The 26,382-nt window shown below is 26.9% G+C and carries 29 protein-coding genes and 1 pseudogene; 29 read left to right on the plus strand and 1 reads right to left on the minus strand.

The features are described 5' to 3' along the window. Positions 1–400: 400 nt before the first annotated feature. The gene (locus tag SKUN_RS09055) at positions 401–547 is read right to left on the minus strand and encodes a hypothetical protein (RefSeq protein ID WP_158500732.1); all 147 of its coding nucleotides are present in this window, start codon (positions 545–547) and stop codon (positions 401–403) included. 316 nt (positions 548–863) lie between these two features. Here SKUN_RS09055 and rpsP point away from each other — a divergent pair, with 316 nt between their 5' ends. The 29 genes and pseudogenes from rpsP (at position 864) to SKUN_RS01435 (ending at position 26,364) form a co-directional block, all read left to right on the plus strand. Beyond that, positions 864–1,223 (plus strand): 30S ribosomal protein S16, encoded by a 360-nt coding sequence (rpsP, locus tag SKUN_RS01330; RefSeq protein ID WP_053390543.1) that lies wholly within the window; start codon positions 864–866, stop codon positions 1,221–1,223. Positions 1,224–1,248: 25 nt separating this feature from the next. Continuing rightward, a complete protein-coding gene (locus SKUN_RS01335) occupies positions 1,249–1,500 on the plus strand; it encodes a KH domain-containing protein (protein ID WP_053390544.1) in 252 nt (83 codons plus the stop codon). Further along, entirely contained in the window at positions 1,501–1,992 is a 492-nt protein-coding gene (locus tag SKUN_RS01340) for a ribosome maturation factor RimM (RefSeq protein ID WP_053390545.1), read from the plus strand. It abuts the gene before it with no gap. 1 nt (position 1,993) lies between these two features. Further along, positions 1,994–2,797: a tRNA (guanosine(37)-N1)-methyltransferase TrmD gene (gene trmD / locus SKUN_RS01345; protein WP_235511248.1), complete on the plus strand. Its 804-nt coding sequence runs from the start codon at positions 1,994–1,996 to the stop codon at positions 2,795–2,797. Continuing rightward, a complete protein-coding gene (gene rplS / locus SKUN_RS01350; RefSeq protein WP_053390546.1) occupies positions 2,751–3,107 on the plus strand; it encodes a 50S ribosomal protein L19 in 357 nt (118 codons plus the stop codon). Before trmD ends, rplS begins: the two co-directional genes overlap by 47 nt. 66 nt (positions 3,108–3,173) lie before the next feature. Beyond that, entirely contained in the window at positions 3,174–3,557 is a 384-nt protein-coding gene (locus SKUN_RS10175) for a P-loop NTPase family protein (protein ID WP_235511250.1), read from the plus strand. Between the two features lie 253 nt (positions 3,558–3,810). Further along, positions 3,811–3,933: a hypothetical protein gene (locus tag SKUN_RS11160; protein WP_268794851.1), complete on the plus strand. Its 123-nt coding sequence runs from the start codon at positions 3,811–3,813 to the stop codon at positions 3,931–3,933. Positions 3,934–4,003: 70 nt separating this feature from the next. Then, positions 4,004–4,894: a ribosome biogenesis GTPase YlqF gene (gene ylqF, locus SKUN_RS01360; RefSeq protein ID WP_053390547.1), complete on the plus strand. Its 891-nt coding sequence runs from the start codon at positions 4,004–4,006 to the stop codon at positions 4,892–4,894. Positions 4,895–4,913: 19 nt separating this feature from the next. Next, positions 4,914–5,063 carry a hypothetical protein gene (locus SKUN_RS10180; RefSeq protein WP_235511251.1) on the plus strand — a complete coding sequence of 50 codons (150 nt, stop codon included), beginning with the start codon at positions 4,914–4,916 and terminating at the stop codon, positions 5,061–5,063. A 24-nt stretch (positions 5,064–5,087) separates the two neighbouring features. Continuing rightward, complete coding sequence (locus tag SKUN_RS10185; RefSeq protein ID WP_235511252.1) at positions 5,088–5,291, plus strand: hypothetical protein; 204 nt, start codon at positions 5,088–5,090, stop codon at positions 5,289–5,291. Continuing rightward, positions 5,288–5,509: a ribonuclease H family protein gene (locus SKUN_RS10190; protein WP_235511366.1), complete on the plus strand. Its 222-nt coding sequence runs from the start codon at positions 5,288–5,290 to the stop codon at positions 5,507–5,509. The genes SKUN_RS10185 and SKUN_RS10190 overlap by 4 nt, the downstream gene beginning before the upstream one ends. A 464-nt stretch (positions 5,510–5,973) precedes the next feature. Continuing rightward, the gene (locus SKUN_RS11165) at positions 5,974–6,105 is read left to right on the plus strand and encodes a hypothetical protein (protein WP_268794853.1); all 132 of its coding nucleotides are present in this window, start codon (positions 5,974–5,976) and stop codon (positions 6,103–6,105) included. Positions 6,106–6,138: 33 nt separating this feature from the next. Continuing rightward, positions 6,139–6,354 (plus strand): hypothetical protein, encoded by a 216-nt coding sequence (locus tag SKUN_RS01370; protein ID WP_053390548.1) that lies wholly within the window; start codon positions 6,139–6,141, stop codon positions 6,352–6,354. 626 nt (positions 6,355–6,980) lie between these two features. Further along, a complete protein-coding gene (locus SKUN_RS11170; RefSeq protein ID WP_268794854.1) occupies positions 6,981–7,115 on the plus strand; it encodes a hypothetical protein in 135 nt (44 codons plus the stop codon). A gap of 53 nt (positions 7,116–7,168) precedes the next feature. Beyond that, positions 7,169–7,486 (plus strand): hypothetical protein, encoded by a 318-nt coding sequence (locus SKUN_RS01375; protein ID WP_053390549.1) that lies wholly within the window; start codon positions 7,169–7,171, stop codon positions 7,484–7,486. A gap of 300 nt (positions 7,487–7,786) precedes the next feature. Next, positions 7,787–8,311: a phosphoribosyltransferase gene (locus SKUN_RS01380; RefSeq protein WP_053390550.1), complete on the plus strand. Its 525-nt coding sequence runs from the start codon at positions 7,787–7,789 to the stop codon at positions 8,309–8,311. Further along, positions 8,312–9,850 carry a glutamine-hydrolyzing GMP synthase gene (guaA, locus tag SKUN_RS01385; protein ID WP_053390551.1) on the plus strand — a complete coding sequence of 513 codons (1,539 nt, stop codon included), beginning with the start codon at positions 8,312–8,314 and terminating at the stop codon, positions 9,848–9,850. Between the two features lie 366 nt (positions 9,851–10,216). Beyond that, positions 10,217–10,372 carry a hypothetical protein gene (locus SKUN_RS10195; protein ID WP_235511367.1) on the plus strand — a complete coding sequence of 52 codons (156 nt, stop codon included), beginning with the start codon at positions 10,217–10,219 and terminating at the stop codon, positions 10,370–10,372. Between the two features lie 185 nt (positions 10,373–10,557). Then, positions 10,558–10,950 carry a solute carrier family 23 protein gene (locus SKUN_RS11175; protein ID WP_268794856.1) on the plus strand — a complete coding sequence of 131 codons (393 nt, stop codon included), beginning with the start codon at positions 10,558–10,560 and terminating at the stop codon, positions 10,948–10,950. A gap of 43 nt (positions 10,951–10,993) precedes the next feature. Continuing rightward, positions 10,994–11,512, plus strand: a pseudogene (locus SKUN_RS11180) (solute carrier family 23 protein). A gap of 206 nt (positions 11,513–11,718) precedes the next feature. Next, positions 11,719–14,685 (plus strand): chromosome segregation protein SMC, encoded by a 2,967-nt coding sequence (locus SKUN_RS01395; protein WP_053390552.1) that lies wholly within the window; start codon positions 11,719–11,721, stop codon positions 14,683–14,685. 89 nt (positions 14,686–14,774) lie between these two features. Further along, positions 14,775–16,097, plus strand: coding sequence for a phosphate ABC transporter substrate-binding protein (ptsS, locus tag SKUN_RS01400; protein ID WP_053390553.1), 1,323 nt, complete (start codon positions 14,775–14,777; stop codon positions 16,095–16,097). 2 nt (positions 16,098–16,099) lie between these two features. Further along, a complete protein-coding gene (pstA, locus tag SKUN_RS01405; protein WP_053390554.1) occupies positions 16,100–18,190 on the plus strand; it encodes a phosphate ABC transporter permease PstA in 2,091 nt (696 codons plus the stop codon). Continuing rightward, positions 18,190–18,999, plus strand: coding sequence for a phosphate ABC transporter ATP-binding protein PstB (gene pstB, locus SKUN_RS01410; RefSeq protein WP_053390555.1), 810 nt, complete (start codon positions 18,190–18,192; stop codon positions 18,997–18,999). Before pstA ends, pstB begins: the two co-directional genes overlap by 1 nt. Before the next feature lie 20 nt (positions 19,000–19,019). Further along, on the plus strand, positions 19,020–19,679 hold the full coding sequence (phoU, locus tag SKUN_RS01415) for a phosphate signaling complex protein PhoU (protein WP_053390556.1): 660 nt from the start codon (positions 19,020–19,022) through the stop codon (positions 19,677–19,679). Between the two features lie 532 nt (positions 19,680–20,211). Then, the gene (locus SKUN_RS01420; RefSeq protein WP_053390557.1) at positions 20,212–21,888 is read left to right on the plus strand and encodes a phospho-sugar mutase; all 1,677 of its coding nucleotides are present in this window, start codon (positions 20,212–20,214) and stop codon (positions 21,886–21,888) included. A 44-nt stretch (positions 21,889–21,932) separates the two neighbouring features. After that, positions 21,933–23,786 carry a 2-oxo acid dehydrogenase subunit E2 gene (locus SKUN_RS01425; protein ID WP_053390558.1) on the plus strand — a complete coding sequence of 618 codons (1,854 nt, stop codon included), beginning with the start codon at positions 21,933–21,935 and terminating at the stop codon, positions 23,784–23,786. Between the two features lie 44 nt (positions 23,787–23,830). Further along, complete coding sequence (locus tag SKUN_RS01430) at positions 23,831–24,772, plus strand: 3'-5' exoribonuclease YhaM family protein (RefSeq protein ID WP_053390559.1); 942 nt, start codon at positions 23,831–23,833, stop codon at positions 24,770–24,772. 233 nt (positions 24,773–25,005) lie between these two features. Beyond that, complete coding sequence (locus SKUN_RS01435; RefSeq protein ID WP_053390560.1) at positions 25,006–26,364, plus strand: FAD-dependent oxidoreductase; 1,359 nt, start codon at positions 25,006–25,008, stop codon at positions 26,362–26,364. The last annotated feature ends 18 nt before the right edge of the window (positions 26,365–26,382 follow it).

Genomic DNA, 26,382 nt, shown 5'->3' on the forward strand with positions numbered 1-26,382 from the left:
GTCCAAAACCTTAATTTCGTCATTTAGAATATGCAGAACGAGTATCAAATTATTATTTGTTTTTTTACAAAGCAAACTAATTATATTGTTGCTGTTTATTTTTTCATTTATTTATTTGAAAACAAGTTTAAAATTCAAAGCCCTAGTTATTTAATTAAATTAGCTGTGAGAACATATATTACAATTACAATGGTAGTTTTTTGACTTGGAATTTTTACAAGTACACAAGATACTAATCAATAAAATGTATATGTTTGAATATCGACAATTTTTTTGCACTTAGTAATTTCAATTAGTATGATTATTAGTTATATTTTAACAGCCAGGACTTTTGAATATAATTTAAAACAACATTATAAATTAGCATTATGATTAATTTTAATTTATCTAGTTTGTTATTTTATTGTAATTTTAATTCATCAAACATTGCGTCATTTAGATAAGAGGCCACCCGATACTTGATATTATTATTTTTTCTTAATGTGTATCAAGAATGGGGATGATTAATTTTAACTTTTTCTTTTATTTGTATTTTAATCTTATTCATTGGTTTACAATATTTATATATTTTTTTAAATAATAAGTTACATTCTAAATTTCAAGGCGAAACATTAAACAAACGGGTAAATGAAAAAATATTTGGAATTAGTGGAAAAGGGATGAAATTCATAAAAAAGATGTTTTTATCCCACAATTATTGTTAAATGTTTTTAAAAATGATTTTTATGAAGAAGGAAAATATGATTAGCAAAAAATAAAGTGTTAAGTTAAAAAACTTGACTCTTTTTTAATTTCAGATATTATATAAAGGATGTTAAGTTTTATAGTTTAACATGAACGCAGAATTAGAAAGGAAATTATTAATGGTAAAATTACGTTTAAAAAGAATAGGTAAAAAGAAAGCAGCATTCTACCGAATTGTTGCAACAGATGCTCGTGTCAAACGTGATGGAGAATATATTGAGTTAATTGGGACATATAATCCTATTAATGGTTATGTAAAAATTAATTATGATCTTGCTTACAAATGATTACTAACAGGAGCACAACCAACCGATACTGTTCGTAATTTGTTAAGTAAAGAAGGCTTAATGAATAAATTGCATAATGAAAAATATGTTGCTAAAACAACAAAGAGTACAAAAGAAAAGGCAGCAACAGATAAAAAAGCAAAGGTAACAAAGAAACCTAAGACAAAGACAACAACAGATGTCAAAAAATAGTTGTAATTAAGTGTGGTGTTAATTAATGTATATTACTGAACTTAAAAATTTAATTAATCCGTTAATTTGTCAAAATGATAATGAATTATATTATGAAATTCGTCAAATGCCATCGACAAATGTAGGAGAAATTAATTTATTAGTAATGTGTAATGAAGAAGTGTTAGGATATGTTGTTGGTAAAGCAGGAATAATTGCTAATAGCTTAAGAACTTTATTAAATATTAGAGCACATGTTGATAAAAATAAAGTTAATATTAAGTTTGAGGTTTTATAGATGGAAACTTTGTTAAAAATTTTTAAACTTAAAAAGCCCCATGCAATTAAAGGTGAACTTAAAGCAACTTTATTAATAAAAATTAAAAATATAAATAAATTACTTAATAAATTAATGTTTATTCAAGTTCAAATGATGTATATGCCAGTAACATTAATTAAAATTACTGCTACTAAGCAAGATTATATTTTAAAATTTAAAGAGTTTACTAATATTAATGAGGTAATAGCTTTTAAAGAATGCTATTTATTTGCTCAAAAAGCAGATTTGAATTATATAGAAATTATTAATCAGGAAAATTTAATTAATTTTACAGTCTTTCATAATCAAAAAAAAATTGGGATTTTAGTAAATCAATTTGAAACCAAGGCACATATTGTTTTTGAAATTAAAACAACAGATGGTACATTAATGATGATTCCAAATGTTGATGTATATGTTGAACAAGTTGATCTGCAACAACAAGAAATTATTTTAAAAAAGGTGATTTAAAATGAAAAAATTTACAGTATTAACTTTATTTCCAGAAATGTTTAATAATTTTATGACAACATCAATTATTAAAAAAGCACTTTATGAAAAATTAATTGCAATTAAAATTATTAATATTCGTGATTATAGCATTGGCAAACATTATCAAGTTGATGATTACCAATATGGTGGTGGTGAAGGAATGGTTTTAATGATTGAACCATTAGTAGCGGCGATTAAAGCTCAACAAACAAGAGACAGTGTAACAATTTTGTTAACACCACAAGGTAAGCAATATGTGCAAGAACAAGTGCAACAATTTGCAGCGAATGATAATGATTTAATTTTAGTTTGTGGGCATTATGAAGGGTTTGATGAAAGAATTTTATATTATATTGATTATGAATTATCAATTGGTGATTATATTTTAACTGGCGGTGAATTAGCTAGTATGGTTGTAATTGATAGTGTTACTCGTTTATGTGAAAATGTAATTAATACACAATCACATCTCAATGATTCTTTTTCTAAGAATCTATTAGATTATCCTGTTTATACAAAACCAGTTGAATATGGTGGCCATTATGTTCCTGAAGTTTTATTAAGTGGTCATCATCAGAAAATTGCCCAATGACGAGAATATGAAGCATTAAAAAAAACTTGATTAAAACGTCCCTACCTTTTAGAAAAAAAAATTTTAACCACAGAACAACAAATATTTTTAGAAAAAATTAAAAACGAAAAAAGTTTTAACGACCGTAGAAAGGAAAAAAACAGTTATGAAGATGAATTTAACAGAAGAAATTACAAAAGATCAACTTCGTAGTGATTTGCCACAATTTTCTTCAGGAGATACAATTAAAGTACATTATAAAATCAAGGAAGGAAATAAGTTTAGAATTCAAGCTTTTGAAGGAGTAGTAATTAAGTTACAAGGTAGCGGAATTGTAGAATCAGTTACAATTTGTAAAATTAGTAATGGAACTGGCGTTGAAAGAAAATTCCCCTTACATTCGCCATTAATTGATAAGATTGAAATTGTAAAATATGGACGAGTTCGTCGTGCTAGAATTTATTACATGCGTAATCGAACTGGTAAAGCTGCTCGAATTAAAGAGATTATTAAAACAAAATAACCCTAAAAGACTGATAAAGTCTTTTTAATTTGTATTAAAATAATAAAACAAGGAGCAAACATAATTATGTGTGATAAGAAATTTTCAATTCCCAAAAAATTTATTAAAAATAATAAGAGGGTTTATAAACTTGCTGAAACAGCTGATGTTATTATTGAAGTAGTTGATGCAAGAATTGCACATTCTGGTGCTAATCTTTTAAATTATGTGAAATTAAATGATGTGAAAAGAATAATTTTATTTTCAAATACACAAAAATCTGATGTTGAGCAAACAAAAAAATGAATGGAATATTATCATAGCAAAGAAATTTATTGTCAAATGTTATTATGTCATGAAGAGAAAACTAGTAAAGAATATCAGCGGTGTTTAGCCAATTTTAAGAAACTTTTAAAAAAGTATGCTAATAAGAAGATATTATTTATTAGTTTACCATATAGTAATAAATAACTTTTATTAGAAAAAATATTTGATAATAATGAAACATTTGAAAAAGGAAGAGGAATATTTTTACCCGTGAAAAAAATTATCGTTATAATAATGTTGAATTTATTTAAAATAGAGGATAATACATAAATAGTAGCAATTAAAGCATTCCAATTGTTATTAACAAAATATTAAAAAAAAATTAGAAACAGCATATAGTGTTCAAATTCAACCAAAATCATCAGTAAAACAAATTGTTAAAGAATTTATTAAATTAATGACAACAAATTTATCTTTACCTGATAGTGAAATAATTGATAATTTACTTCTATGTGCTAAATTTTTAGAAGATATTAAAAAAGGGAAGAAAATTCCCGCAATTTCATTGGAATGAGTTTAAGATTATGTTAAATAATTTTTATTTAAAATGATAAAAATTATTAAAAAAAGATTAAAAGGAGGAAAATAAAATGACAACAAATATTCATTGGTTTCCTGGCCATATGGCAAAGGCAATTAAACAAATTGATGAGCAAAGTAAATTAATTGATTTGATAATTGAAATTGTTGATAGTCGAATTCCGTTTTCCTCTTCAAACCCATTGGTTGATAACTTACGTGGTTTAAAACCAAAGTTAATTATTTTAAATAAAAAAGATTTAGCGGACCCAGTTGCCATCAAGGCATGATTTAAATATTACCAATCGCAACAGATTGCTGTTTTACCATTGGATAGTAAGCATGGCAATATTACAAAATTAATTATTGAAAAAATTTATTTTGTTTTAGCTGGTAAAATTGAACGTAATCAAAATAGAGGAATTAAATCACCAAAACTAAAAGTAATGGTAATTGGTATTCCTAATGTTGGAAAATCTACTTTTATTAATGCTTTAATAAAACGAAATTCAACTCGAGTTGGCAATAAACCAGGTGTAACAAAAGGCCAACAATGATTAAAATTAAATCATCAAATTGATTTAGTTGATACTCCGGGAATTTTATGGCCTAAAATTAATGACCCACAAGTAGCAATAAATTTAGCTTTTATACGGTCAATCAAAGAAGATATTTTACCAAAAGAAGAAATTTGCTTAGCTGCAATAAAATGAATGCATAAATATTATTTTTCTTTGTTAGTGAAGCAATATCATCTTTTACCAAGTGATAATTTTGATGTAACAGATGAACAAAAACTTTTTGAATTATTATTAGTAATGCAAAAAAATCGTTTTCATAAAGTTGATGAAGATAATGTTAATAATATTGTTACTGATTTTTTAAATAATTTATGAAATAATAAGTTTGGTTTAATGTCTTTTGAGTTTCCACCTGGAAAACGAACAATTAATTATGAATAAATTTTAACAAGAGATTTTAATGTCATATCCTAATACAACAATTATGGAAAGAACTGATGAAGCTGGCCGTGGGTGTTTGGCAGGTCCTTTAGTTGTTAGCGCTGTTATTTTACCGCTAAATTATGTTAACGATGAAATTAAGGATAGTAAAAAATTAAGAGTAAAGTAACAAAATAAATTAGCAGATGAAATTATGTCTATTGCAATTAGTTATACGATTGAGATTATTTCTGTTGCAATGGTTGAAAATTTTAATCCTAAGCAAGAAAGTATTATTGGTATGCAACAAGCAATTGATAATTTAATGATTAAACCAGATATAATTTTAACTGACATCACCAAGCAATTATTAAAGGAGATAGTCTTTCAGAATCAATTGCGGCAGCTTCAATTTTAGCAAAAGTAACAAGATATAATTTAATGCTCAAATTTAATCAAGATTATCCACAATATGATTTTAAAAATAATAAAGGGTACGGAACCAAAAAACATTTATTAGCATTACAAGAATTTGGAATTACATCATTGCATCGTAAAACTTATCGCCCTGTTCGTGAAGCTATGTTAAAAATAATGTTAATTATAAATAAAAATAACAAAAGTAAAAACTGTTAATGTTATATTTCTTATATTAAGAAAATTATAATTATTAAATAGAAAGGAATTAATATGCGTAAAGTTTTACTTTTTTTGCATTAAAATATGATGGGGGCTGACTTAAAATTTATCAAACCTTAGAAACAAAAGAAAAAATTACTTATGAAGATTTAATTTATAGTTTAAATGAAATAGTTTCTATCTTTCAAAATGAAACAACAATAACAAGAAATATATGATATTTAACCAATAATAAACAAGTTGATTCTAAAAATATAAAAAAATATTTACTTTAGATACAATTAACAGTTTAAAATTATAAAAAAATGAAAAAAATCAAAAATTTTTACCAATAGAAATTTTAAAAATTAATAAAGAAGGTTTACCACGAACAAAACATATCGATAGATAATAAATTAGTTATTTTAACAGCATATGATTAATCATTAGTATTTTTGCCATTTTGAGAACGTGGGGGAATTATGCGAAACGGTAAAGATGTTTTACCAGAAAATGTTACTCAGCAGAATTATAAATTTCCGGAAAAACTACTTTTAAAAAAATTTAGCGACATCAAACCTAATGCTGTTGATCAATATTCGAATACGTTATAAGAACAAATTGTCACATGACAACCACGTAGTATAATGCAAACTATGTGAAATACTAGAATTGATATGTTAAATGAAATAAAAGAAGACTTAGGAATTCCTAATATTGATGAAATTAAATCCGCTGAACAAATAACAGCTGAAATTTATTCAAAACAATTTTTAACATGGCCAACTATTGAACGAGAAAAAATGTTATTTTTAAATTTTTTGTCGAATTTTGGTAAAAAATTTTTAATGTTTTTGAATTAATATAATATTTCAGAAAAAAATGATATTAAAGATATTGATTTTTCAAAATGAAAAGTAAAAGTAACAATTGATTTAACAACTGACAAGAATATTGCTTCATCGATTCAAATGATGAGCAAAAAGGCAATTGAAAAGGAAAAAATTGACAATGATTAATGATAAAAAATTAAATTAAAATTTTAATGAAGCTTTTACATATAAATTAAAGGCACGTGAGGAAATTTACAATGATTTAATATATTACGAAGCCGAAGTAAAAGATTATTGAATTTATCCGTTATTATCGTTAACAGGAAATAATGTTAAAAATGTAATTAGAGCTTAATCTGATAAAATTACAATTTGTTGTACACAAATTTATAAGGGTAAAAAATTAGAGTTTATATAACAGAAAAACCAAGTTTTTCTTTATCAGAATGAATTGATCCAACTGAATTTTGATGAAAAGATATTAATAAATATTGATTTAGTTTTATAGCTGTTGGGTCTTATTATGCAGATAGTAGTATTCAAGGAAAAGACGATGCTGTACAAATTTTAGTTGGGGTAGAATAAACAAAAATAATGTTCAAACTGAAATTTATATTTTAGAAGAACAATCAATTTCAACTACTGAATTTAAAGATATGACTAAAAAGGTTTATAGTATGGCAAATAAAGTTAATGATTGATTTTTAAAATACAATAAATTAAAAGAAAATTTAAAATATAGAATTGGGAATGATGCACGAACAGCAGACGATTTTGTTCGAGAAAATTAATTATTAATCATAATTGAGATGAAAAAAGTTTTGAAAATAGTATTAGTTGGATTTTGGTTACGGGTGAAAAAGGATGAAAAATAGTTGATCGACATTTTACGATAAAACGCTTTTTATCTTCTGGAAGAATATATTTTTCAAAAAATTTAACTGTTACTAAAAATATTAATGGTGAAGATATAGTTACAAAAAAATATGGTTACCTATATGATGAATTATATAAATGTCTTAATTACGAAAAAACGAATATTAGAGACGAACGTCCTGGCTGAAATAAATTGGCTGCTACTAATGCATTTGAATGTACTTTGTCATTTTTTAAATTTAATTTAGTTGATTTAAAAATTAATAAAAAAGCAGTATACTTTTAATCTAACGATAGAACTGGTCTTAAATGTATATGGTTTCCACATTAAAGTTTTATAAATTATCTTGCATTAATTTTAAGAATAAGTTATAGTTAACGTGTGATAAAAAGATAAAATGCTGATATATATTAGTATTATGGACTAATGTTTATACATCTTATCGTCATTAAGATACTATATGGCATAATTTTTTTTGTTTTATTTTAGTAAATTTAACAAAAATAATTTGCATAACCTATTTTGCACATTAGCAATGATAGTTTATGCTTTTATTTTTTTATTTTGTAAAGGAGAATAACAATTGTGCAAATAGACAAATTAGAATTATATCTACCAGAGGATAAAATTCAAAATAAAATTAAGGATTATGCGGAAAAATTAAATAAATTATACGAAGGCAAAACATTATATTGTATTGGTTTACTAAATGGAGCATTATTTTTTATGAGTGATTTGTTAAAACAACTTAAAATTCAAATTGTGATTGATACAATGAGTATTTCAAGTTACATTGGAACTCATTCAACAAATAAACTTACTATTCATAAGAATATTTCAAAAGATATTACTGGACAAGATGTTTTATTAATTGAAGATTTGATTGATACTGGTAAAACTTTATCGGCTGTCATTGAACAAATTCAAGCAAAAAAACCAAATAGTTTACAAGTAGTTTGCTTAGCAGATAAAATTGCTATGCATCCAAATTTTAATTATCCCTATGATGCACTATTTATTGTTCCAAATGAGTTTATTGTTGGTTATGGTTTTGATTATAATGACCAATTTCGACAATTACCAAATGTATACATATGGAGAGGTGAATAAATGAAAACAACAAATAAAATTATTATTTTAGATTTTGGGTCACAATACACTCAATTAATTGCCCGTCGTATCCGTGACTTAGAAGTATATTGTGAAGTATGACCATATAATACAGCATTAGAAAAAATTAAAACAACATCAATGAAAGGAATTATTTTATCAGGTGGGCCTGCTTCTGTTTATGAAGAAGATGCATTTTTAATTGATAAACAATTGTTTGAATTAAAAGTTCCTGTTTTAGGAATTTGTTATGGAATGCAAATAATAAGTCATTTACATGAAGGGACAGTACAACGAGCAACAAAACAAGAATTTGGTTTTTCAGAATTAATTATTGATAATCAAGAAGATTTATTTGCGAACATCCCTGTTAAATCACAAGTGTGAATGAGTCATGCCGATTATATTGAAGGCATGCCAACAAATTTTATTCAAATTGCTCATAGTGAAAATTCAATTAGTGCAATTAAACATTCAGAAAAAAAAATTTATGGTTTACAATTTCATCCAGAAGTAACCCACACTTTAATTGGACAACAATTATTAAGCAATTTTGTTTTTAACATTTGTGGTTGTCAGCCAAAATGAAAAATTACAGAGTTTATTTCAGCAGCAATAACTGAGATTAAGAATAAAGTTGGAACTGATAATGTTGTTTTAGCATTATCAGGTGGTGTTGATTCTAGTGTTTGTGCAGTTTTATTACATAAAGCAATTGGAAAACAATTAACATGTATTTTTGTTGACACCGGATTATTACGCCAAAATAGTGGATGAAATGATTTACAAAAATTTCAAGAAAAATTTAAATTAAATATTATTAAAATTAATGCGCAAGAAAGATTTTTAACTGCTTTAAAGGGAGTTACTAATCCAGAAGAAAAGCGAAAAATTATTGGGAATTTATTTATTGAAATTTTTAATGAAGAAGCAATAAAAATTCAAAATGTTAAATGATTAGGACAAGGAACAATTTATCCAGATGTGATTGAATCTGTCTCAGTGAAGGGACCATCTGCCACAATTAAATCGCATCATAATGTTGGGGGATTACCAAAGGATTTACCATTTCAATTAATTGAACCATTACGTGAATTATTTAAAGATGAAGTTCGCCGAACTGGTGAAGCATTGGGCATTGATTTTAAATTTGTGTATAAGCATCCGTTTCCAGGACCAGGTTTAGCAGTCCGAATTATTGGTGAAATTACCGCAGAAAAAATAGCTTTATTACAAGCAGCTGATCAAATTTTTATTGATGAATTATATCAGGCAAATTTATATGATCAAGTTGCACAAGCATTTGTTGTTTTATTACCTGTTCAGTCAGTTGGTGTAATGGGCGATGTACGAACATATGGATATACTGCTGTTGTGCGCAGTGTTGATACAACTGATTTTATGACAGCAAATTGAAGTCGGCTGCCATTTGAATTATTGGAAAAAGTATCAGCTCGAATTGTAAGTGAAGTTCATGGAATTAATCGAATTACTTATGATATTACATCAAAACCACCAGGAACAATTGAATGGGAATAAAAAAATATTAGTAATTTTTTACATTAATATTAAAAAATGTTATAATTATCTCCAGCAATGTTGAGGTACAAAATGCAAATTGGTTTGATGAAAAAATTTGAAGTTTTTTACAAAAAAGAAGATTGTTTTTTATATCTTTAATATTCTACAAAATAAAACAATAATTAATGTTAATAATGCAATTTACTAGTTATTAATAATTTACAAACTAGTTTTTTATGCAATTTTAAAAAAGAAGGATAAAAAATAATGGAAAAATAATAAACTACTTTAATTGAAAATAATATTAAATTATTATTAGGTCCACATGATTGCCCAAAAAACTTTTTGCAATGGTCAATTTTAGCATTACAGCATATTTTTGCTATGTTTGGTTCTACGGTGTTAGTACCATTAATTATTAATCAAACAGCTGGAGTTGAAGTTATGAACATTGCAATGGCATTGTTTTTGTTCAGGGGTTGGAACATTAATTTATATTGCAATTACCACTGCAAAAGTATGACCAATAAATTCTGGTAAGTTCGTTTGCATATATGGGAGTAATGGGGGTGTGTTTTCCTTTATATGTCAATGCGGTTTTTATTGCCGTAATGATGGTTGGTATTATTTATATCACTTTTGGAGTATTAGTATATTTTATTGGTAATAAATTTATATAACGAATTTTCATAGCAGTAATTATTGGACCATTAATTATTATTGGAATGTCATTTGCCCCAAGTGCAATTAATAATGCTGGTTTTAATCCAACTGCTTGAAAGCAACCTTATTCACATTGGATTGGGATTGGAATTGCTATTTTTACCTTTTTAGTAACAGCAATTATCGCTTTGAAATGTAAAGGATTTGCTAAGGTAGTTCTAGTCATTATTGGTGTTGTCGCAGGATATTTATTATGTGTAATTCTTCATTTAGCAATTGGAACAGAATATCAAATTTTAGATACATCAAAAATTATTGACCCAAGTCAATGACGATGATATACATCGTTTAAAAAAATTTGAGATTTAAAAGCAAGTAATATTGGGCCAGCTATTTTAGCAATTAGTCCCTTGTCAATTATTGTGATTGCTGAACATATTGGTGATCATATTTAGTATGGGGCAAATGATGGGAAAAAATTTTGTTAAAGACCTTGGAATGCATCGGACATTAGTTGCTGATGGAGTTTCAATTATTTTTGATGGTTTAGTTGGTGGACTAGCAAATACAACATATGGTGAAAATGATTCAGTAGTTGGGATGACACGAATTGCTTAGGTATGAGTAACAGGATTGGCTGCCTTGTTTTTAATTGGATTATCATTTATTGCTCCAGTGAATCAATTAGTACAAATGTTGCCAGCACCAGTAATGGGCGGGATTAGTATGATTATGTTTGGTTTGATTGCTACAAACGGAATTTGAGTGTTAATTAATAATCAAATTGATTATACAACAAATATGAAAAATGTTTTTGTAACAGCAATTATGTTAATGTTAGGCTTAGGAGGGGTGGTTTTTAATTTTAATTTAAGGACTGGTAATTTACAATTTACAGGTGTTGCACTAGTAGCATTTGCTGGAATTTTCTTAAATTTATTGTTATCAGATCATCAAAATAATGGTTTTCAATTATGAGAAAAATTAAAGTTATTTATTAAAACACAAAAAGAATAAAAAATAGTAAAAAAAGAGAAAAAAATAAGAAAAAGTAAGTATTTATAAATGAGAATAAAATAAGAATAAATTTTACTTTCATTTTTCATTAGTAAACTTTATTTTAATGTTTTTATTAATTTTAGTTGCAAATAATAAACTTTTATAGAATAATTATTAAAGAATAAATTGGTTGTTAATTTTGAGATTTAAGGAAGTGATGAGTAGTGTTATTTTTAAAAAAAATAGAGGCATTTGGTTTTAAATCTTTTGCTGATCCATTAATAGTCAATTTTGATCATGAAATGATAGGAATTGTAGGACCAAATGGAAGCGGAAAATCAAATATTAATGATGCAATTCGTTGATGCTTAGGTGAACAATCAATTAAATCACTTCGTGGGAATAATAGTGAAGATGTTATTTTTAATGGGTCAGAAACAAAACCAGGATTAAATATAGCAGAAGTTAAACTAATTTTTAATAATACAAACCGGATTTTTGCAATGGACTATGATGAAATCGAAATTATTCGTCGTGTTTTTCGAGGAAATGGTGAAAATGAATATTTTATTAATAAACAGCGAGTTCGTTTAAAAGACATTCAGGATTTTGCAATGGATAGTGGTTTAACAAAGTCATCATTAGCAATTATTTCACAAGGAAATATTAATGCTTTTGCAGAAGCAAAGCCATTAGAACGACGTGCTTTATTTGAAGAAGCTGCTGGGGTTGCAAAATATAAACGTCGTAAATTAGAAGCTTTAAAAAAATTGGACCGTTCAAATGAGAATTTAGCACGTTTAAAAGATATTTTAAATGAAATCAAACGTAAATTACCAAGTTTGAAACGGCAAAGTGAAAAAGCAATCAAATATAAAACATTAAAAGATAAATTAAATCAAATTGAATTAGCTGTTTTAGTAAAAGATATTACTTTTTTTAATGACAAATTATTAGAATTACGCTTACAGCAGAAAAAAAATATTAGTACAAAACAAGATGCTGATCGAGAATTAAAAAATAAAGAAATTGAATATAATGAATTAAACAAAGAAAACTTTAATTTGGATAGTAAAATTAATGTTTTAACTAAAGAATTTCAAAGTTTAGTTTCAGAAATTAGTGATTTAAAAGTACATAAAATTGAATTAGATAATAAAGAAGCAGCTTTAAAAATGTCTAATAATGATATTACTATTACTAATATGGTTAATAATTATAATGAATTAACTGTTAACTTTCAAAATGAACGTGAAAAATTGGCAACATTAGAAACACAGCAACAAGAATATCGTGCTCAACGTGAAACTTTTAATACAAAGCAAGCTGGGCTAAATGAGCAATTAGGAGCAATTAATAAAACAATTATTCGTTTAGAAAGTGAATTAGAACGTGCACAACATAATTTTGAAAATCAGGATAATTTACATGAAGGTGTTAAAAATATTATTAATAATAAAAATGTTTTGCCTGGAATTATGGGATTAGTTCAAGATATTATTAATGTTGATGAAAAATATGAGCAAGCAATTGTGACTGCTTTAAGTGGGCGTTTACAAGATATTTTAGTTAAAAATGTTGATAGTGCAAAACGAGCAATTTCATATTTAAAACAAAACCGTGCTGGACGAGCAACATTTATTCCGTTAGATGTAATATCGCCATTCTATCTTAACAGTGATGAAGAATTTGTAATTAAATCAGTGCGAGGATATTTAGGCTTAGGAAATAATTTAGTTAAAGTAAAAAAAGAATTTCGAATTGCAGTTGATTATTTACTAAGTCGCTATTTGATTTGTACTAATTTTGATAGTGCACAAGAAATTGGAAAGTTAACAAAATATCGTTATAATATTGTTACATTAGATGGCGAAATTCTTCGCCCGCAAGGAGCTGTTACAGGGGGTTCTAGACGAACACGGATGACCATTGTTAATCCAGAAAAAGAATTAAGAATTCTTAATGAAAAATTAGCAATGCAAACTGAAGAATATCATAATATTTTAAAACAATTAAATATGCTTCGACGACAATTAGATGAAATTAATGAAGTTATTGCTGAAAATCAAGCTTCAATTGGGGCAGGGAAACGACAAATTGAAATTATTATTTATGACCAAACAAAGTTGCAAAATGAATATCAGTTACTAACATCAAAAAATATTAATGAAACAAAAATAGTTGAAAATGAAGTAGTGCTTAATATTACAGATCAAATTAAACAAAAAGAACTTTTAAAAACAAAAATTGAACAACAATTAAATGTTGCCAGTAATTTAAAAGATAAGCAGTCATTAGTAATCAATGAGCTTAATAATCAAATTGGAGAAAAACGATATTATATTTCAGCTTTGCAAGAACAAATTAGCAAAATGAATACTGATTTATCGATTATTAATGTTAAAATTCAGCAAAATCTAACAAGACTAACAGAAGAATATCAAATGACATATGACCATGCTAAGACATTGGAATTAAAAGTAATTGATAATGAAGATTTAATTCGTGATGAAATTAAACAGTTACGAAGTGACTTATCTCAAATTGGCAATGTTAATTTAGAAGCAATTGAAGAATATAAAGAGGAAAATGATCGTTTTCAATTTATGAATAATGAATATAACGATGCAAATGATTCGGTTAAAAACTTGTTAAAGTCAATTGATGAAATGGATAGTATTATGAAAGAACAGTTTGATAAAATAATTAAAGAAGTAAATGAGAATTTACCTTCAACTTTTGAAGTATTATTTGGGGGTGGTTCAGCAAGAATTATTTATACTGAACCAGAAAATTTATTAGAAACAGGAGTTGATATTAAAGTATCACCACCAGGAAAAAATATTGCTAATTTAAATTTATTATCTGGAGGAGAAAAATCATTGGTTGCTTTATCAGTTCTTTTTGCGATTTTAAAAGTCCGACCAATTCCATTAGTAATTTTAGATGAAGCAGAAGCACCATTAGATCCAGCAAATGTTGAGCGATTTGCTAAGTATATTCGTAGTTTTGTTGATACCACTCAATTTATTGTTGTTACCCATCGCGTTGGAACAATGGAACATTGTGATGTATTATATGGGGCAACAATGCAACAAAAAGGAGTTACAAAAATTGTTGGAATTAAATTACAACAAGCTGCTGAAATGATTAAAGAATTTGAGAATAAACTTGAAAATAAAAAAGCATAAATTATTTATGATTTTTTATTTTTTTGATACAATTAGTATAAATAAGTTTTAAAGAAATAAAACCATATAAAGGGGAGGAAACTTAACAAATGAAGCCAAACGAATCTACTAAGGCTGTTAAGGAAAAAAAAGAAAAAAAACATTTTCTTAAGAGTGTAGTAGGAGAGATTAGCCATCATAAAATGTTTACTTTAGTTGGTTATGCTTTGGTATTAGTAATATCAATTATTATTTGAACAATTGCATCGGCAAGTAATGTAATTGTTGTTGGAGGGAGTACATCAGTTACCCAAGTAATGGCAAATATTACGGAACAATATAAACGTGATAACAAAGAAGATATTTTATATAATTCATTAGGAAGTGCTGCTTCCTTAGTTGGTGTAAAAAATGGTAGTTATGCTTTTGGTTTTTTATCAAAAGATGTTAATTCAACACCTAAACCAGGGGATAACCGCTCTAATGTTCAACAACTATTATCAGATTATCATACTGGTCGTTTTGTTTTTGCCCGTGATTATATTATCTTGGTATATCATTTACCAAATGGTTGTCAAATTAAACTACACCAAGATTCGTTACAATTTCAAAGTTTTTTTGGTGGAGAAGGAACTGAATTAATTCGTAAGATTTATACTGATCCAAATTTTACTTGACAACAAGCTTTTGGTTCTCAATTAGTTTGTAGTAGTGGTAGCAATAAATTTTATACTTTAACACGTGAGTCTGGAAGTGGGACAAGAGATTTTTTTGAATCAGCAGTAATTAAAAGCAAAAAATATAAAACAAATCAAGTAGCTTCATCAAATGGTTCAATGTATCAAGCAATTTCAACTACTCCTGGGTCAATTGGTTATATTTCTTTTTCATATATTAAAAGAATTATTAGCAATGAAGATTTAGGATCAAAAGCAATTGCTAGTGTTATTAGTAAAGGAACTACAGAACCAGAATTACCATATAAAGTTATTAATAATAATTATGAATTTAATCCAGCTTATTCTTTAACAAGACCCTTTACTGGAATTATTAATTATCAAGGAAAACAATTCAATAATGCCTTACCTTTTATTGCATGAATGTTAAATCCATTACCATATTCAAAAACAAAACCAAAACTACGGAATGGGAAAGATAATCCTTATTATGATCCAAATTTTAAGTTAAGTCCACATGATCCTGCATATTGATATATGGAAGAAGGCGAAGAACCATTATCAATTGATGACTTTTTATTCCGAAAGTATAATAATAATACAACTTTTGCAAAAAGTGGAAGAACAACTTATAATGAAAAAGTAGCTTGAAATTTTAAATCAGATTATCAAAGTATTTGAGATATTATTGTGAAAAAGTTTCCCGAAAAATATCAAGCATATTCTGAATATGAATATAACGGAATGGAGAATTAACTATGGCCAAGAAAGAAGTCATAAAAGAAAAACAACCGTTTTCCCAAAAAATAACATTATGAAAAATTCGTTTTACAAATAATTTTCGTGGACGAAAACAAATTATTGATTTTACTTCAAAAATTATTATTTATTGTTTTGCGATTTTAACAATTTTAATTTTATTAACTTTAGTTGGTTTTATAATTTATAAATCAATTTATTTTTTCCAGCATTATCCTGGTGGTTTTTGAGGCTTTTTATCAGGTAATACTTGAAATGCTAATAATAATCAATTTGGTATTTTACGAATTATTATTTCAACATTTTTTGTCTTATTAATTGCTTTAATATTTGCAATTCCGTTAACTATTTTTTCATCATTATATATTTCAGAATATTTAAGTCCAAGGATTAAACGTAAAGTGATTGGTATTATCCAATTGCTAGCTGGAATTCCATCTGTTGTTTTTGGATTATTTGCTTTAGCAATTTTAGGACCGCTTTTCATGTTAATGGGCGCTCCTTCAACCTCAAACTTATTAGTAACATCAATTACTTTAGCTTTTATGGGTTTACCAATTATGATTTCATTATCAATCAATGCTTTAGAAAATGTTCCTGATTCATATCGCTTTGGTTCATTAGCATTAGGATTAAGTAAAACCCATACAACTTATCGTATTGTTTTACGTTCAGCTTGATTTAAAATTATTACTGCTATTATGATGGGAGTTGCACGGATTATTGGAGAAACAATGGCGGTGATGATGATTGCTGGAAACGTACCAGATGGTTTAAAACTTGGAAATGGTTTTATTAATTTTATTTTTTTATCAATAGCAACTTTAGCATCAACAATTGGATTAGAAATGTTGGAAAATTCAGGCCCAATGCATGAATCAGCATTATATGCAATTGGACTAGTATTATTTATTATCGTCTGTATTATTAATATTTTTATTATTTCATCACAAGCATTTCATAATCGAAAACGAAACTATCATGCTCGTAAAACAACAAAAGGTTTACGATTAAGTAAATCATATAATGCTAATAAAATTAATAAGTTATTTTATGAACATATTGAAAAAACAAGGGGTTTGAAAAAGTTTAAAGATGGAATCGGAATGTTTTTTTTAATCTCTTCAACTGTAATTGTTGTATCATTTACATTAGTTATTTTAGCTACAATTATTTGAAAAGGATTATTTGGAATGGTATGAAGTGATATAATTTCAACATCAATCTTTGATGACGGAGCAGGAATTCTTTCAACATTTTTAGTTACTTTGTTATTAGTTATTTGTTCAATAATTTTTGCGATACCATTATCATTAATGGTTGCCATTTATTTAAATGAATATGCTCGTCCAAATAGCATTTTTGTAAAAGTGGTGCGTTTTGCAATTGATGTTTTATCATCAACACCAAGTATTATTTATGGAACTTTTGGATTAGCTTTCTTTATTGGTGTTTGTCATTTACCATTATCCATTTTAAGCTCTGGTTTAACTTTAACAATTGTTATTTTACCAATTATGATTCGTAGTATTGAGGATGCTTTATCAGGTGTTGAAAACTCATTGCGACATTCCTCATTAGCATTAGGAGCTAATAAAACATCAACAACGCTGAAAGTTGTTTTACCAAATGCGATGCCAGGTATTATTACTGCTATTATTTTAGCAATTGGACGTGTTATTGGTGAATCAGCGCCAGTTTATTTAACATTAGGAACCGCGGTACGGTTACCAATTGCTGGATTTATGTCACCAGGTGCAAGTATGACAACACAAATTCTAATGCTCTCAAAAGAAGGAACAACAGCAGGAGCAATTCGAATTATGTTTGAATTAGCTTTTGCGATTATGGTTTTAATTTGGTTATCAAATAGTTTGGCCCATATTTTAGGGAAGAAATTTGCACCAAATTATGTTAATATTGGATTTAAAGCGAAGTGAAAAAATCGAATTAATAACTTGAAATTTTTCTTTTCAAAAGAAAATTATCTTCATCAAAAGCAAAGTTTTAATAATTTTTGAAAAAAATTTGTACCAAAGAAAAAACAACGCCATGAAGAAAATAAGACGAAGAAGAAGGGAAAAAAATAATGGATCCAAAAGTAATTATTAAGAATCCAACATTTGATTCATCAGATAATAATCCAGATTTAATTAAAGTAAAAAATGTTGACTTTTTTTACAAAGGAAACAAGAGGGCTCTTTTTAATATTTCAATGAAAATTAAAGAACATACTGTTACTGCTTTTATTGGTTCCTCAGGATCAGGAAAATCAACATTATTGCGTTTATTTAATCGAATGAATGATGTTGAGCCAAAGTCAATTTTTAAAGGTGAAATTTTAATTAATGGGAAGAATATTTATAGTCCTGAAACAGATATTGTTAAATTACGAACAGACATTGGGATGGTATTTCAAAAACCTTCACCATTTCCAATGTCAATTTATGATAATGTTGCTTATGGACCACGGAATCAAGGGGTTCGTGATCGAAAATTAGTTAATAGTATTGTTGTTGAAAATTTAAAACGAGCAGCATTATGAGATGAAGTAAAAGATAATTTACGAGATTCTGCTTTTGCATTATCGGGGGGACAACAACAACGTTTATGTATTGCCCGGGCAATTGCGATGAAACCTAAAATTTTGTTAATGGATGAACCAACCAGTGCATTAGATCCAATTTCAACATCAAAAATTGAGGAATTAATTACCCAACTAAAAAAAGATTTTACAATTGTTTTAGTAACCCACCATATGCAACAAGCCGCACGAGTTGCTGATTATACTGCTTTTTTTGCAAAAGGGAAATTAATTGAATATAATAAAACTAAGATTATTTTTTCTCGTCCGGCTAATAAAAAAACAGAAGATTATATTACTGGGCGTTTTGAATAATGAAACGAGGGGGACAAAATATGAGCATAAAAATTGAAAATGATTTAGCACAAACAAAACAAATGATTATTGATATGATTGCAATGACAAAAAATCAATATGATGATATGGTTAAATGTTTAGAAACAAATGATGTTGAGCTTGCTCAAAGTGTTATTTCCGCTGATGAAACAATTAATAAAATGCAAGAGGCTTTCATTGAAGTTTCACTATGAAAAATTGCAAAACAACAAATGGTTGCAAAAGATTTACGACGAATAGTTGGTTTCATTTTGATTGTTAAAGAAGTTGAACGTATTGCAGATTATGCAAAAAGTATTTGTCGTTATTATATCAAATATAAACCTTCAACAAAGTTAATTAATTTTTTAAAAAAATTAGTTGCAAAAGTCATTGAAATGCTAACAGAAGTATCAAATATTTTTGAGGAAGAACGAATTGAGTCAGCATATAATATTTTAAAATATGATACTGAATTAGACAAGATTTATAAAGTTGAAAATGATGCTTTAATTGAAAAAATTCGTGAAGCAAAATCAAAAGAAGAAATTAAAGTTATTACTTTAACAATGCAACAATTACGTTCAATTGAACGGGCTGGAACACATATTATTAATATTGCCGAAACATTAATTTATATTATTGAAGGAAAAATTTATGATTTTGAATTACCAATTTAATATGGTCTTCATAATGAAGATTATTTTTAATGCAAAATTATCAATGAATTTTTATTACTTGTAGTTTTATATTTAATATAATTAAATTTATTGATAAATAGTTAAAAATAAAAGTATAATTTATAATGAATATAAAAAATAAAGAAGGTTACAAAAAGATATGAAAATTTGTAATAAATACAATGAAATGTTAAAAATGAAGAATTACACTTAATGAAATTGTTAATAGGAAATGAACAAATTAACAATCTTTACAAAGATTGTTTTAATCAAAAAAAAAAAAAAAAAGAAAATAATATTGAATTATAGTTGGTATTTAATTATTGTTTCAATAGTAATAAGTGCTAATTTAAGTATCTATAAAATTATATAGAGAAAATATCTCATTAAATAATATGAAGACAATAAAATAGATAAAATCAAAATAGAAAAATTTACTATATAAGGTAGAATTATTGGTTGTAGCAAACAAGAATGTTTTATGGTTAAAACCAAAAACTTTGTTGCTTGTTAAAAAAAGAGGAGAATTAAGATGTCATATTTAGATAATTTAAAATTATGGAAAGATGCTAAAAATTTAGATCCAACATTAGCCACTGAATTTCAACAAATGTCTGAAGCAGATTTAATTGCTGCTTTTTCAGATGATTTAGAATTTGGAACTGCTGGATTGCGAGGATTATTAGGTCCAGGAACCGGAAAAATGAATTTATATACAATTCGAAGAGCAACATTAGCTTTTATGCAATATTTAAGAACAATTTATTCTGCGACAGATTTAAAATCAAAAGGAATTGTAATTGGGCATGATAACCGTCATTTTTCAGCTGAATTTGCACAAGAAGTAGCAAATATTTTTGCTAGTAATAATATTAAAGCAATTTTATTTACTAATAATGACCTTCGCCCAACGCCAATCGTTTCTTATACCATTCGAAAAATAAAAGCGTTAGCGGGTGTTATTATTACAGCAAGTCATAATTCGCGTGAATATAATGGTTATAAAATTTATGATCATAATGGTTCACAGTTTTTGCCAGTCGCAACTGATATCATTGGTGAAAATTACTTAAAAATTAAAGAAGAAGTTTTTACTTTAACTTTAAATCCAGATTCAACTTTAATTACATATGTTGCAAAAGAAGTCGAGGATAATTATGTCAGCGATGTTAAAGCAATGCATTTTTATCCAAATCAAAAACGTAATATTAAGATTGTTTTTTCTAATTTGCATGGAACAAGTAAAGAATGAACCCCACGAATTTTAAAAGAATGTGGCTATGATGTTACGATTGTAGAAGAGCAATTTGATAATGATCCTAATTTTACTTTTGCCCCTAATCCGAATCCAGAATTAACAGAATGTTATGATTTAGCATTAAAATATGCGAAAAAAATTAATGCTGACGTTATCATTTTAAATGACCCTGATGCTGATCGTTTAGGAATTGGTGTTAAAATTAAAGATTATGAATATTATTTAATGACTGGAAATGAAACAGCTCCGGTATTAATTGAATATTTATTTTCCCATTATCAACGTCAAAAAACATTACCTAAAAATGGGGTTATGTATAATACTTTTGTTACTGGAAATTTATCAGATAAAGTAGCTGAAAGTTATGGTGTTCAAGTTATTAAAACATTAACTGGTTTTAAATGAATTGGGGATCAAATGAGCAAAGCAGCAGATAAAGGGCTAGAATTTTTATTTGGATTTGAAGAAGCATATGGTTATGTTTTAAAAGACATAACTCGTGATAAAGATGGAATTCAATCATCATTAGTCTTAGCAGAAGCTTGTTGGTATTATCATAATCAAGGAAAAACATTATATGATGTTTTAGTTGAACAATATAATAAATTTGGTTTTTTTTATTGTAAAACAGTTAATTTAGTTCGTGATGGAATTGATGGTAAAAAAATTATTAATAATATGTTAAAAAAATTACGACAAAAAACAATTACTAGTTTAGAAAAAATTAAATGTATTAAAAAAGAAGATTATTTGTATGGTTTATATGAAATGCCAGGCCAAGACTTACTAAAGTTTTATTTTGCAGATGGTAGTTGATTTGCAGTTCGTGCAAGTGGAACAGAACCAAAAATAAAATTCTATTTTGTTTGTGTTGATAAAACAAATGAAGAAGCAAAAAGAAAAATGGAAGCAATGTACCAAGAATTAGAAACTAATTATTTAAAAGAATAAAAGTTATGCTAATATATAGTTAGAAAATAGGGGGAAGTTTGGGTATGACAAAAATTATTTTTGAAGCGGATGATAATTGCAAAGGAATTGTTGATAAAATTTTTGTTACAAATAAACAAGTTGTCCAAAAGGGGGATAAACTTTCTAACATTATTACACAAAATAAAGTTTATGAAATTAAAGCGCCAATTACTGGTGAAGTGTTAAATATTATTGTTTATGAAAATAAAGTTATTAATAGTGGTGATGTTTTATTAAATTTATTGCCATTTGAGGCAACCCTTAATGAACATGACAATAATTTTGAGCAACCCTATAATACTATTTATTTTAATGGTTCTGGAAAATATAATGTACAAAATCGGCCACCAATTGATGTTAAAAAATCAGAAACAGAAATTTTTCGCGAAGAATTAATTGAAACATTATTAGCACGTGAAGTAGCTGGTGAAAATTCACAAGATGATTTTGAAGATTCAATTGAAATTGATTTATCAGAAGAAAATATAGTACAAGATTCAACCCCATTTTTTAGCCAGAATAATGATTCAAAGACATTTCTGTTTAAAAATAAAGTTGAAAATGTTCTTGAGAATATTCCTAGTGAAGAAAATATTGAAACATTGCAAAAAGATTTGGGTGATTTAAAAGAAGATTTGGCAATTGTTAAAGATGATTTAGCAACAATAAGAATTGAAGAAGAAGAAGTTATTGAAGAACTTGAAAATTTAGAACGTGATTTATCATTTACAGCAGGAATGGCTGCGAGAAAACAAGTTGATTATAAAAAAATAGACCCCTTACATCATCAACCCTTTGATAGAGAAGAATACAAAGAAGAAAATTATACAAAAGAAGAATTAAAAAGTAATTTTTCTCAAAGTATAAATAATGTTGATGATTCAAAAATCGAACCTATTATAAATTTAGAACAAGATAAATTAGTGGAAAATAATCCGAAGGATCATCATAGCCAACATTCAAAGTCACATTCGACGGTTCATTTGTCTGTTTCGTCGCATTATGAAAAGCATAAGCCAGTAGAGGATAAGTCGAAGGGACATCATGGTGAACATTCAAAGTCACATTCAACGGTTCATTCGTCTGTTTCCTCTCATCTTAAAAAGCATAAGTCAGAAGATATAACGTCAAGGGAACATTCTATTTCTTCAGAACATAAAATAAAAGAAAATCCACAAACTTTGCAAGTTGATAAGATAAAATTAAATCAAGAAGCAATTATTCGTGCAAAAGAAATTATGGAAAGTAAAAAAAATATTGTTAATGGTTTTATTGATGTTGAAGTTGATGTTAGTGAGTTAGTTAGTTTATTGTTAATTATGCGTGAAGCATATTCACAAAATGATATTGAATTAACATTATTGCCTTTTTATGTTAAAGCAGTTTATGATGGATTAAAAAAATTCCCTGTTTTAAATGCATCCTTTATTAGTCAGAAAAATAAAATTTTATTAAAATGATTTTATAATATTGCTTTTAGTGTAGATAGTTATACTGCAGTAAAAATGCCTGTTTTATATAATTTAAAAAATGTTTCAATTAAAGAAATTGCTTCAAAGGTAACAAAATTAATAAGTAAAAGTATTAATAATGAATTAAAAGAAAAGGACTGTCAAAATGCCTCATTCTCAATTATAAATTATGGTGAATATGGAATAACACGGGGAACATTTACAATTCCATATGATAATGTTGCCGGAATTGCAATGGGTATTATTTTTAAAAAACCTGTTGTGGTTGAAAAAAATGATATTGCAATTCGTGATATTATGGTAATTACATTGGGGTATAATGAAGCTGTAATTGATATTACTGAAGCAAGTAAATTTATCCATTATGTTGCATATTTATTATCAAATCCAGGGCTTTTATTATAAGATAAAAAGTTATTACTCACTTTTTTATTTCTAGGAGGGGAAAAATGAATATTAAAGATTTAACAAAAGAAGTTAATAATGTAGAATTAATCGTAATTGCTGATAAGGTGACCCAAGGGACAGCATCTAATGGCAGCACTTATTTATTAATAACCTTGAAAGATCGTACTGGAACAATTGAAGCAAGGTTATGAGATGCTCGTCCTGCTGACATTGAAAGTTGAATTAAAGGTAAATGTTACAAAGTAAATATTAATATTATTGAGTATCGAAAAGTTTTACAAGCAAAAATTAATAGTTATAATATTATTGATAATGCCAGTATTAATCTAGATGATTTTATTGAAGTTGCGCCGCTTCCAGCAGATGCAATGTATGATGAAATTATTACAACAGTAAAAAAAATGAAAACAACTGAATATCGTGAAATTATGACTTTAATTTTAGCAAAATATGCTGAGCAATTTAAAATTTGACCAGCTGCTATTCGTAATCATCATGAAATTAAATCAGGTTTAATTTGGCATAGTTTAACTATGCTGCAAATGGCAAAAAATGTTGTCAATGTTTATCATGATCGTTTAATTGATGCGGAACTATTATATTGTGGTGTTATTTTACATGATTTAGGAAAAGTTATTGAAATTACAAGTGGTGCTACGAATGATTTTTCATTTGAAGGAAAATTACTTGGTCATATTTCAATTATGGCAAATGAATTAAATCATCTTGCCCAAAGTAATAATTTAAATTCAGAAAAAATTGTTTTATTAGAACATATGATTTTATCTAGCCATGGTCGATTGGAATATGGTTCACCTATTGAACCACACTTATTAGAAGCAGAAATCTTATCATTTTTAGATAATTTAGATGCACGAATTTATCGTATTGATAAAGAAATAGAAAAAACATTGCTTAATGAGCAAACACAACGCTTGTTATCTGTTGAAGGTCGTTGATTTTTAAAACATTTTGAAAAATAATGGTTAATTTAATTGTAAAAAATATAAAATTTTAAAAAAATTTTATATTTTTTACAATTTTTTCTGTTTTTAATTATGATTTTTCTTTTTTATTTTTTTGTAACAGGTATATAATAACATTACGGTATAATTTAATTTTCAGGAATAAATGCCATAACAAAATAACTATTGGCACATTTAGTTATATTGAAAGAACTATTAATACTACTAAGAATAGAAAAGGAGAATATAACATGAAGATTATTGTAGTTGGAACTAACCATGCAGGTACAACTGCTGTTAGAACCTTAAGGCGTTTAGATCCGAAAGTAGAAATTGTTACTTATGATAAAAACAACAATATTTCATTTTTAGGATGCGGAATTGCACTATGAGTTTCAGGAGAGGTAAAAGATCCAAACGGTTTATTTTATGCTTCACCAGAAGTATTAAAAAATGAAGGTATTAAAGTAAACATGGAGCATGAAGTATTATCAATTGATAATAAAAATCAAAAAATTCGTGTAAAAAATCTAAAATCAGGAAATGAATTTGATGATAATTATGATAAATTGATTTTAGCGATTGGTTCTTGACCAATTATTCCACAAATTGAAGGAATTAAGCAGGAAGGTGTTCATATTGTTAAATGATTTCAACATGGGGAATTAGTAAAAAAAGCAAATGATGACAAAAATATTCAAAATGTTGTTGTATGTGGGGCAGGATACATTGGCGTTGAATTAGTTTATGCTTTTCATCAAAAAGGAAAAAATGTTACTTTAGTTGATATTTCAGAGCGCATTATGCAACGTTATTACGACAAACCTTTTACTGATAAAGTTGAAGGAGCAATGCGTAAAGCGGTTGTTAATTTACGTGGTGGCGAAAAAGTTATTAAATTTGAGGGTAACAATAATAAAGTAACAAAAGTAGTAACAGATAAAGGTTCATATGATGCTGATTTAGTAATTTGGTCAGTTGGTTTTAAACCTGCAACAGAAATTTTAAATGGTGTTATTGATTTAGACAAAAATGCAGCCATTAAAGTTGATCAATATATGCAAACATCAGACCCAAATATTTTTGCAATTGGTGATTGTGTTGAAGTTTATGATAATGCTAAGAAACAGGCAGCATATATTGCTTTAGCAACAAATGCTGTCCGAACAGGAGTTATTGCAGCTATTAATGCTTTAAAACCAGCAGGTTTAGCATCACCAGGATTCCAAGGTTCAAATGCAATTAATGTTTTTGGTTGAGCGCTAGCTTCAACAGGAATGACAGAAACGGTGGCAAAAGATTTGGGATTTGATTACGATCAAATTACATTTATGGATAATGATCGTCCAGAATTTATGGATACATATCAAGAAGTTTTAATTAAAATTCTTTGAGACAAAAAAACAAGAAAAATTATTGGTGCACAAATAGCTTCAGAGGCTAATCATACCGAAGTTATGTATATGTTTTCATTAGCAATTATGAAGGAAGTTACAATTGATGAACTACCATTAATTGATATTTTCTTCTTGCCACATTTTAATAAGCCATATAACTTTATTACTTTAACAGGCTTAGAAGTATTAGGATTAAATTACTTTAAAAAATAAGAAAAATAATTTGTTTTA

This window comes from Spiroplasma kunkelii CR2-3x (assembly GCF_001274875.1).
Taxonomy (GTDB): domain Bacteria; phylum Bacillota_I; class Bacilli_A; order Mycoplasmatales; family Mycoplasmataceae; genus Spiroplasma; species Spiroplasma kunkelii.